Source organism: Candidatus Poribacteria bacterium (assembly GCA_021295755.1).
Taxonomy (GTDB): Bacteria; Poribacteria; WGA-4E; order WGA-4E; family PCPOR2b; genus PCPOR2b.
On record JAGWBT010000118.1, the window covers coordinates 1 to 9,670 of the forward strand.

Genomic DNA, 9,670 nt, shown 5'->3' on the forward strand with positions numbered 1-9,670 from the left:
TCCATCGAAGCGACCGTATGTCCAGATTCGATCGCGCATCTGTCCCCCTAGCAGCTGCCAGACCGGTGCGTCAAATGCTTTGCCTTTGATGTCCCAGAGAGCGATTTCTATCCCACTGATCGCTGCCATCTGAATCACACCACCCCGGACATTGTGATAGAGGTGATAGAGCCGCTGCCAGTGTTCCTCAATCCGAAACGGATCCTTACCGATCAACGTCGCTCCAATCTCTTCGACAACGTTTGCAACAGACAAGGGACCGCATGTTGACTCACCCCACCCAATGATACCTTCATCCGTCGAAATTTTGACATAGACGTAGTTACTTCGTCCACCTCGCCTATTGGATACCGGTGAAGCACTAGGGATTGCTTCAACGCTTGTGATTTTCATTCGATAACTCTCCTTGTATGGAATCTTTCTAATTCGTTCGCTTCTTCACGTCAGTTGTAACCAGCGGTCATCTACCTCTTCAAAGCGTCCGTGTAATGCCTGAACGGTTTCCGCCGAAATCGGTAACTGTCGCGTCACCATTTCGATGTTCGATGACAGATGCGAGGGATTGTGAGTTCCTACGATGATCGTATCGACTTCGGGTTGGGCAAGCACAAATCCTAATGCCAGCAGGATAGGATCTTCAGGTGCCTGTGGCAGCGGTCCCATTCCCGCCATAATCTGTGCCCGCCGAAAGTATTCATCCGCATACGAGTAAGGGCTATGCGCTTTGCCCCACGCTCCATTGGCAACAGGACGCTTGATGATAACCCCCATCCCCTGTGCCTCCGCTGCTTCAAACAATCCCTTGGTGCGAGCATGCTGCTCCACAAGATTAAAGCTAGTTTGAAGTGTGTCAAACAGTCCACTGTCTACCGCCCAACGGGCAGCCGCATTGTCTCCGCTGTAGCCGATAAAACGGGTTTTGCCGGCATCCCTTGCCTGAACCAGTGCTTCGATAACCTCGCCGTGTTCCAGTATATCCACATCACAGGAATGGAGTTGGACGATGTCTAGGTGATCTGTCTGCAGTCGATGCAAACTCCGGTCAATACTCTCGGAGACCGCCGGTCCAGTCCACGATTCATGTTCCGTCCACGGTGTGCCCCTGTCGCCGTCATCGGTAGTGTGACCACACTTCGTCGCTAAGATATATTCCTCTCGCCGGTGAGCAACGGTCGCACCGATTATCTCCTCGGTTCTGCCGTAGCAGGCAGCAGTGTCGAGGAAATTAATGCCGCCATCAAGTGCAGCGTTCAGCACCCGGTCAGCCTCCGCAACGATCTTGGATCTTTCTTGACGCGAAATCTCCGCAAGTCCTAGACCGAGGCGCGTGATTTTGAGACCTGTTTTGCCAAAATCTGTCGTTTCCATATCGTGCCTCCTGTGCTTCAACGTATAGAACCTAGCTGCCTACCAAGTCAAAACTGATGGAGGTTTCTTTCATCGTCAGCTAACTAAAACCCCGCTTGTTTGTCGCACACATAGATGAACGGTTCGCCCGCGAGAAAACGCCGGAGGTTCTCCTTGAAAATCTGCCTCCGTCCTTCCCACATTTCAGCGGTCAACGCTGAAGCGTGAGGCGATAGGATGACATTTTCCATGTCCCATAATGGACTATCGGCAGGCAAAGGCTCTACATCCATGACATCCAGTCCCGCACCAGCGATTCGTCCGGAGCACAACCCATCTATCAACGCTTCCTCGTCCAAGATACCTCCTCGTGAAATTGCTATCACATACGCGCCCGGTTTGATTAACTCCAGTCGCCGGCGATCAATCAGCCCCTCTGTTTCTGACGTAAACGGTGCGGTGATGACAAACCAGTCGGACATCTGGAGCAGTTCATCCAGTCTATCAAGCCCCCAAACCGCTTTCACCTCCGGAGGGGTTGGCATTGATTGCGAATCAACGGCGTAGACTTCCATACCGAAGCCGTGTCCCCGCCGCGCAACCGCCATTCCAATACCGCCGAGTGCGAGGATGCCTAAGGTGCTTCCACTGATCTCTAAAACCCGTTCATCATATTTTCCCGTATCCCAATGGTGCGCTTTCTGGTCATCCCACTGTTCGCGTAAGCAGTGGGCGAAGGTCAAAATCATACCAAACGCATGGTCAGCCATCGGGTTGGCGTGAGGTCCTCGTGCGTTCGTCAAGATAACGTCGCTATCTCTTATCTCAGATATCGACACAATCTTATCGACACCCGTCCCCGGACACTGTATCCACTGGAGTTTTTGGGCGGCGAGGAAAACCTCGCGTGACGGATCGCCACAGAATACATCCGCGTCCCGAATGAGTTCCATCTCTTCCTCCGGGGTCGCCGCTCGGTGAAAAGTTACGGACGGAAAAGTGGTGCGAAGTTCGCTCATAAACCGCTCGGTCGCTTTGGCAGATAGTACAATTTTCATCTATTGTTACCTCTATTCTAAAAGGTCAGGCGTTGAACATAGCCATTACAACATTTCATACCAACAGTGCTGCACGGTGCAACGCTGACAAGTAATCGATCGTTGATTTAACTTTTTTGAATACATATTGCTCAACTTTCCATCATATTCTATCATAAAGTCCCGATGTCTCAACATCAAAAAATGGAGATTGAAGGAAAATTATGGCTGCATCCAGATTCGGTTGAACCTGCATGAAAGATCAGCGTCTTAAACCATATCTACTGTAACTTCTTTCTGTTGTATTTCCTATAACGGGAGCGATGATAGCTCATGGCTGAGGATAAACAGTTCACGTCAAAACCTAGAAGATAAGGAGAACCCACAATGCGTATCACGGATATAGATCCCTTTGTTGTGAGAGTGCCCACCGAAGGGCGAGAAGGACCCACAACCGGGGATTGGACACTTGTCCTTGTCCATACAGATGCAGGCGTCACCGGTATCGGGCGAGGTGGGAGCATCGAAGTCATCTCCCAAGAACTAGCACCTGTGCTTATCGGGCAAGATCCGCGACGGACGGCGCTGCTCTGGGAACGGATGTACGAAACAGTGTGGCGTTTCGGCGGTCCCGGTCATGCAGCGATGCCATCCATCGGGGCACTCGATGTCGCGTTGTGGGATATTTATGGCAAGGCTTGTGGTCAACCTGTGTGGCGACTCTTGGGAGGATACCGGGACAAAGTCCTCGCGTATGCCGATGGCTCCGGATACGTTGCAGAGCCAGACCAATCGCCCCAGGCGATAGCCGCTCTCGTAAAGAAACACGCCGATCTCGGCTATGACGCGATGAAAATACACATGTACGAAGCCAAAAGTGCAGAGGAGATTGTGGAACGGGTGCGGTGCACGCGGGAGTTGATCGGTATGGAAAAGAAGTTGATGGTAGATCTGCACCGGGGATGGGATGGAAAGACAGCAGTAGACATCGCTCGGCAACTTGAGCCTTACAACCTCTACTGGATAGAGGAGCCGGTGCGCGGCGACGATGAGGCGGTCTACTTGCGGATGGTGCAGGACGCAACCAGTGCCATTGTTGCTGGCGGCGAGAGCGTAGGCACCCTTTACGGTATAAGGCAATTTATCACAGAGGGTGCACTCCAACTGATACAAACGGACATCTTAATAGGGGGAGGGTTCACCGGGTTGATGCGCATTGCGGCGTTGTGCCACGCATATCACCTGCCCGTCGCTCCGCACGGCGCACAGTTTCCGGACATCAACTGCCATCTGGCTGCGGCTGTGCCTAACGGCTTAATCGTTTCCGCCTACCCTGACTGCGAACCCAACGAGATCTGGTCAAAACTGTATGATCCACCTTTCCAAGTGGTTGATGGATACATCACAATGACCGAGCAGCCAGGGCTAGGGCTAACACTGAACGAGGATTTTATCAATCGGTATCGGTTAAATATCCCATCAAACGCAAATTGATGGGGGCATCGTGATCGTCAATGCTTTACCCTGACACCTATTTTCCCTTCTAATCAGGGGGCAGAAATAAAAAAAGCCAAGCCGCATCAGTAATTCAATGTGGCTTGGCACTGGGTGATTTTCATCAACTTTATAGTACTAAACAAGGAGTAGTTGAAACTGCTTACACCTAATCTAACGAACCTGTACGGATTCAGTTTCATCAATTTTTTAGAGGATTTAAGAACTACTTTCTAAGTGATCTAATCAGGCCCTATTTGGTATTCAGTACCAAATCTCTCTGCAATCAGTAGCTCGCCTGAAGCGTCAGAGACGCAACATTATGGGTGTAATTTAAGAAGTCAAAGTTTTCATTGGTGTCATTTAGCGTGAGTTGGTAATCTGCAAGGAGCGTCAGGGAATTGCGGAGCTGCCAATTAAGCTGGAAGGTTACACCGAATTGATTATCTTTGCGCTTCTCCGCGTTTTCATCAATAAAGCCATCGGCACCTCGTACCCGGCGGCCATCGAAGGTAATCCCCAATCGCGACAACCGCAGACGCGCCCAACTCTCAGCGTTAATCTTGTAAAACGCCCCAACCGCCGCCTCAATCGTAGAGAAGTCGTAGAACCCGACATTTGAGTTACTCAACAGCAGATTCAGCTCCTGCTGTAAGAGGATCCGACCCGCTGGAATTTCGATCAATTTTGCCGATACCAAGTTTCGCAGATCTGTTCGAGACTCTCCCTTTTCAATCCCAGCAATACCCAATACGAGTTCATTCAGGTTGTCTTTATAGCTTTCCTGCTCCAGCGAATACTCCAATTTCGCCAAAAGCGATTTGAGAATTCCCAACTGTATCCTCGTTCGTCCCTGATGCATTGTCGAACCAATGAGTAGGAAATCTGCACGCCGTGTCATATCATCGTCAAAGCGGTTGATGTAGAAGTTATATTCCAGTAGCTTGCCGAAGCGGAAACCTATCTGACGTTGAAGGTTGTCAAATGCATCGTCTCTGCGATCCAATCGCCGCAGCTGATGTGATACGCTCAAGATAGGCAGCTGCGCTGTCGGACGAAAACTAAGCTCGGTCAAAAAAAGATCTGTGAACGCATCAAAATCGTTGAGTTTTCCATTCTCGCCGATATATTTTTCCAACTGCGGATAGTATTGCAGCGTGAGCCCAAAACGTTTTCCAAGCGGTAAAGTCCCCTGAAGGTTGACCCCAGCACGATTGATTATACCTTGGAGTTGTGGATCTTCACGCCTCGCAAGACTACTTGTATTTGGATCGATACTCAATCCGAACTCGACGTGGTTGTTAAAGACATTACTTACTTCATAGTCGATAGTGAGATCGGATTCAAAAGCTGCGGACGCTTCTGTTTCCTGTTGGAACAGTTCCTGTCCGTATTCCCGTCGGAGTTGAGCGGACGCAAGCGAAGCCTCAACCAGCAGTAGTGCTAGCGCGAATATGTAATAAGTTAGCTTGAATAAAGATTGATGAAATCGTCTCTGCAATTTCTGTTTCCTCCCGAAAAAATAGGGGCACGGCTCCCAAAGTTGTTTCGCAGGATGGCGTGCCCCTATGAATGAAAGTCAGACAGTTCTTAGTAGATGATGCAAGCTCCGCCCGCACAGATGCTACCTGCTTTTTTCGTCACATCACCGGCGACCGTACTTGCTTCGCTGGCTTCAAAATCCGCAAGGATGTCCGACGTTTCGTTCACCGATGCAGACAACCCGACCTGTAATTGTCCGCTTGACGTAAAAGTTGTGACGCAGCCGGAGAAAGTGATTAATCCGAACAGTATAACGAAAACCGCGCAAGCTAACCAGAAACTTTTCATAGCGTTTGTCTCCTGTTGTCTTAGATGTAAAACAGATCTTTCTCGTCCTTCAATCAACTACACCTTCACCTCTTGATAATCCACTTCATCGAGGTCGTTAGTGCCTAAATCCATCCTTGATGCTGAACGGATATATTTCGACAGTCGTGAGAGGGTCGGCAACTCAAGCTCCTTCCGCTTTTCTTCGATCGTTTGATAGACAATTTGGTCCAATGCAACCGGATCCTGGCTCACAAGGATACTGCCGTACTGCCATACCCCGTTGGGGTCATACGTCGGTCCCCCATTGAACGCAGCAAGCAACCCATCAACGATGTTCAGAACGACTTTATCTTTGAGCACAGTATGCGCATAGATATCCGCGATGGCAGGATTACAATTTATGGGATTTGAGTGGAAGCGGGAGGTATTATCAACACTGCCGAAGGCGAGATTTTTCAGGCACCCACTCACACCAGCAATCCCGTGATGCTTCATCACCGGAACGTTAATAACTACAGTAAACTCTGTGGTGAGAAGCTTTGTATATCGGGAGAGGGTACTTCCATTCTCGCGGCGAACCTCGACATCCTTCTCAGTTTCATAGAAGACCTCATCATCGTAACCAACCCCTTCGCTGTCCGATGCGAAGCAGCGCACTCCTTGGTCGCTTTGGTTGATCTCATACCCTGCATTGACTAGGTGTGATTCAAACCGATCCCAGATGATAATCTGATTGCTGAGGATACCTGCTCCATGCAACCCTTCAATAATCTTGTCAACGATTATCCGATGGGTGCTCAACTGCTCTCCGGCAAGTGGATTGATTTTAATTCCAACGATGTCTGTCGGCAGCACAAAATCCTTCCACGCCTCTTTTGCGGAGTCAAGTCCGGTCAACTTCATCATTGCGCGATCGACCATCTCATTGACAACCCCCTCGTCAAGTACATCACCATTCCAGACCTTCTCACTTCTGGCTTCGACCAGCGGCGTGAGTTCTTCTTCGATTATCTCTCCTGGGGGACCACCGGACTGACGCCCCAGTTGAGCAAAAGCACCCTTAGTCGCTGCAGCTACGCCTCCCAACGCGAGCCCCATCCCAACAACACCTTTCGACGCCTGACGCAAGAATCGCCGGCGACTCACCGATTGTGGTATGTCAGCCTTGGTACGTGAGATCTGGTCGCAATCTGCTTGAATTTGTGCGACAATAGGATCTGATTCAGGTGGTATTTTAAAGGAGGTCTTCCTCACTGATTTCACTTCCCTTCCAGATCCCTTGCAGCGAACCACGTTTTGCTTGTCTCTTATTACATACCTCGTTGATTTCAATTTCATCAACTTGGCTAGCTAACTGAATCAGCTTTTCCAGAGTCCCCCTAGGTATTAAGACACGGTTTTCGGAGACACTTTCAAATTGAACGCTTAACATTGTTGGCTCCTCACCTACAAAACTTGTTAGTAACCATTCATCCTCTTTGGACTCTGACCACTTACAAACTCTTCAACTCCGCAACAATCCTTTCGCCCTTTAGCCGATTTCCAACACGCACATCAAGGAATTTCCAGCGGATAACTCCGCTCTCATCAATGATATAGGTCATAGGACGTGCGATCCGAGGATTTAGTGGATCCCTTGCGTTGTACGCATTAATTGCCTTCAGTTCCGGGTCTCCAAGCAGCGGAAATTCAATTTCAACACCAGCCCGCCTTTTGACATCTTCAATCGCCTTCTTTGCCTGTGCTGCGTTATCTGTGCTGATTGCGAGAAGCTCGGCACCCGCCGCCTGAATTGCTGCATAATCTTGTTGCAACTCTCCGAGTTGCACAATGCATGAACCTCACCATCCGCCCCGATCAAAGACGAGCACAACCTTTTGCTTACCTGCGTAATCTGCAAGGGCTATCCTTCCCCCATCGCTAGCAGGCAGGTTGAAGTCCGGTGCTTTCAAGCCAACCGCAAGCCCATCACCCGCTGGAAGTTGCTCCGGGTTGAGTGGAATAAGCTCAACTTCTAATTTTACCGTTTCACCAACTGGAATAGGATCAACAGTGAATTCTCGTTTCTCGTATTTGTCGGAATCAATAGAGATAGTAAGTTTCTGATTTTCGGCAACACCTTTGAATTCAAAGACACCTGATGTTGTTGTTGGTGTCTCTAGGACATTCCCAACTTCATCGGTCAGCTGAACTCGCACATCAATAAGCGGTGTTTTTGTTATCTGGTCCAATACGAGTCCACGAATACCGGGGAGCGCAAGAAGCGCGACTTCCAACGGCACGGTTTCACCGGCTGGAATCGGATCGATGGAAATCTCTTGCTGCTCAAATCCTTCCAGATCGACGACGACGGTGAGTTGCTGATCTGTGGGAACGTTTTCAAATTCAAATGCACCCGTCTGTGTCGTCAACACCTCGCGGGCGTTACCGGCTGAATCAACAAGTCGAACGGCGACCTTGTTAAGCGGACTCCCTTTTGCCTGATCGGATAAAATGCCTTGAATATGGGCAACGGGGATTTCTAACTCCTTGAGTGCCGCTCTATCTAGCGATACGACTTTATCCTCACTAATCTGAACGGTTCGTTCTACAGTTTCATACCCTTTTGCGGCAATTTCGACTGTATAGGTCCCCGGTGCAATATTATCGATTTGGTAATTTCCATCGGCATCCGCTGTAACAGAGGCAATGGCGTTGCCATTCTGTAGGACGCGAATAGCCACCGAGACACCGTCAATCTTGTCGACTGTTCCCTTGAGGCTGCCGGTTACAGTGATCGGCGCTGGCTTCTCGGTTGATGCGTCCGGCTCCACGGGTGTCTCCGGTTCCACGATAGATTCCTGATCCGTCCCACAACCAACGCACAACATTAGGATAGCTGCCAAAGCTAGCAGTAATTGAATTGTATTTAGTTTATCTCTTATAACCATTTTTTCAACTCGCTTTCATAGATTGCTTTACTCTCTTGTGCACCGCTGAACACCTTTACAATCTCTCCGTTACGATTAATAAGATATGCGGAGGGTAGTACCGGAACTTGGTAACTTTGAATGGTGTCAGAATCTGCTAGAAGAATAGGGTAGTTAATGTCGAATCCTTCTTTACTGAGCTCCTGAAAGAAAACTTCAATAGCTTTTAGACGTACTTCTACATCATCCGTTGAGATACCAATCATCTCAAATCCCTGCGCTTGGTATTCGTCGTATAGTTCGATGAAGCGTGGAATTTCCTCTTTGCAAGGTTTACACCACGTCGCCCAAAAGTCGACCATGACAACTTTACCTTGATAATCAGAGAGGCTAACTTCCTCCAGTTCTGTGTTTAGTAGCGTGAAGCTAGGGGCAAGTCGAAACGATGAATCTTTATCTACATTGCCAGCATCTGTCATTTTTTCGGTTGTATCGTCTGAACATCCCGAAAATAGTAACAGACAGAGGCTGAGGCTGAACAAGCAAAACGGTCTCCAATACATAATACCCCTCCTGAAATTTAAGGGAATAAGTAGGGCTATTGAACCCACTTTCGGCCCGATTTGGTCAGATTCTGCATACGTAAATTGCACCGTATCGGGCAAAGATTCAACCGAGACGCAAAATAGTGCCCTTTGATCCGACGATCCAAGCGTGTGCTTTGTACAGACAGATGTCCAAAAGGTGCTCGACCGCTCCACTCGGTTGAGGTGACCATGTCACCCCCGCATCGGCGGTATGTAGAATCAGTCCATCCTCACCGATTGCCCAGCCCTGCTTGGAATCTCGAAATGCAACACTACGCAAGGTTTTCGATGTAGCACTCTTCTGGACCTTCCAGTTTGCGCCACCATCGGTCGTGTGTAGGATCAATCCACCCGTTCCAACGACCCAGCCGGTCTGTGGGTTGACAAAATAGACGCCAAGCAGCGATCCCTCGGTATTGCTCTGCTGCTCATACCAGCGCTCACCGCCGTCATTTGTGTGGAGGATCTTCCCCTCCTTGCCAAC

The 9,670-nt window shown here is 49.4% G+C and carries 12 protein-coding genes; 1 reads left to right on the forward strand and 11 read right to left on the reverse strand.

The genetic code is table 11. The features are described 5' to 3' along the window. The 3 genes from J4G02_16485 to J4G02_16495 form a co-directional block, all read right to left on the reverse strand. Positions 1-393, reverse strand: a 393-nt coding sequence (locus J4G02_16485) for a D-galactonate dehydratase (protein MCE2396154.1), incomplete at its 3' end; no start/stop codon positions are given. 45 nt (positions 394-438) lie between these two features. Then, the gene (locus tag J4G02_16490; GenBank protein ID MCE2396155.1) at positions 439-1,368 is read right to left on the reverse strand and encodes an aldo/keto reductase; all 930 of its coding nucleotides are present in this window, start codon (positions 1,366-1,368) and stop codon (positions 439-441) included. A gap of 83 nt (positions 1,369-1,451) precedes the next feature. After that, a complete protein-coding gene (locus J4G02_16495) occupies positions 1,452-2,405 on the reverse strand; it encodes a D-2-hydroxyacid dehydrogenase (GenBank protein MCE2396156.1) in 954 nt (317 codons plus the stop codon). 366 nt (positions 2,406-2,771) lie between these two features. Between J4G02_16495 and J4G02_16500 the strand changes: the two genes are divergently transcribed. Then, positions 2,772-3,878 carry a mandelate racemase/muconate lactonizing enzyme family protein gene (locus J4G02_16500; protein ID MCE2396157.1) on the forward strand — a complete coding sequence of 369 codons (1,107 nt, stop codon included), beginning with the start codon at positions 2,772-2,774 and terminating at the stop codon, positions 3,876-3,878. A 286-nt stretch (positions 3,879-4,164) separates the two neighbouring features. Here the strand turns inward: J4G02_16500 and J4G02_16505 are convergent, their stop codons facing one another. The 8 genes from J4G02_16505 to J4G02_16540 form a co-directional block, all read right to left on the reverse strand. After that, positions 4,165-5,379, reverse strand: a complete 1,215-nt coding sequence (locus J4G02_16505; protein ID MCE2396158.1) for a hypothetical protein — start codon at positions 5,377-5,379, stop codon at positions 4,165-4,167. An 89-nt stretch (positions 5,380-5,468) separates the two neighbouring features. Then, entirely contained in the window at positions 5,469-5,708 is a 240-nt protein-coding gene (locus J4G02_16510) for a hypothetical protein (protein MCE2396159.1), read from the reverse strand. A 57-nt stretch (positions 5,709-5,765) separates the two neighbouring features. Continuing rightward, entirely contained in the window at positions 5,766-6,953 is a 1,188-nt protein-coding gene (locus J4G02_16515) for a DUF362 domain-containing protein (GenBank protein ID MCE2396160.1), read from the reverse strand. Further along, the gene (locus tag J4G02_16520; GenBank protein MCE2396161.1) at positions 6,925-7,122 is read right to left on the reverse strand and encodes a hypothetical protein; all 198 of its coding nucleotides are present in this window, start codon (positions 7,120-7,122) and stop codon (positions 6,925-6,927) included. Before J4G02_16520 ends, J4G02_16515 begins: the two co-directional genes overlap by 29 nt. Positions 7,123-7,183: 61 nt before the next feature. After that, positions 7,184-7,519, reverse strand: coding sequence for a redoxin domain-containing protein (locus J4G02_16525; protein ID MCE2396162.1), 336 nt, complete (start codon positions 7,517-7,519; stop codon positions 7,184-7,186). 12 nt (positions 7,520-7,531) lie between these two features. After that, positions 7,532-8,620, reverse strand: a complete 1,089-nt coding sequence (locus tag J4G02_16530; GenBank protein MCE2396163.1) for a carboxypeptidase regulatory-like domain-containing protein — start codon at positions 8,618-8,620, stop codon at positions 7,532-7,534. Next, positions 8,611-9,162, reverse strand: coding sequence for a TlpA family protein disulfide reductase (locus J4G02_16535; GenBank protein ID MCE2396164.1), 552 nt, complete (start codon positions 9,160-9,162; stop codon positions 8,611-8,613). Before J4G02_16535 ends, J4G02_16530 begins: the two co-directional genes overlap by 10 nt. 106 nt (positions 9,163-9,268) lie before the next feature. Further along, positions 9,269-9,670 (reverse strand): hypothetical protein (locus J4G02_16540; protein MCE2396165.1); only part of this gene is annotated, 402 nt, incomplete at its 5' end.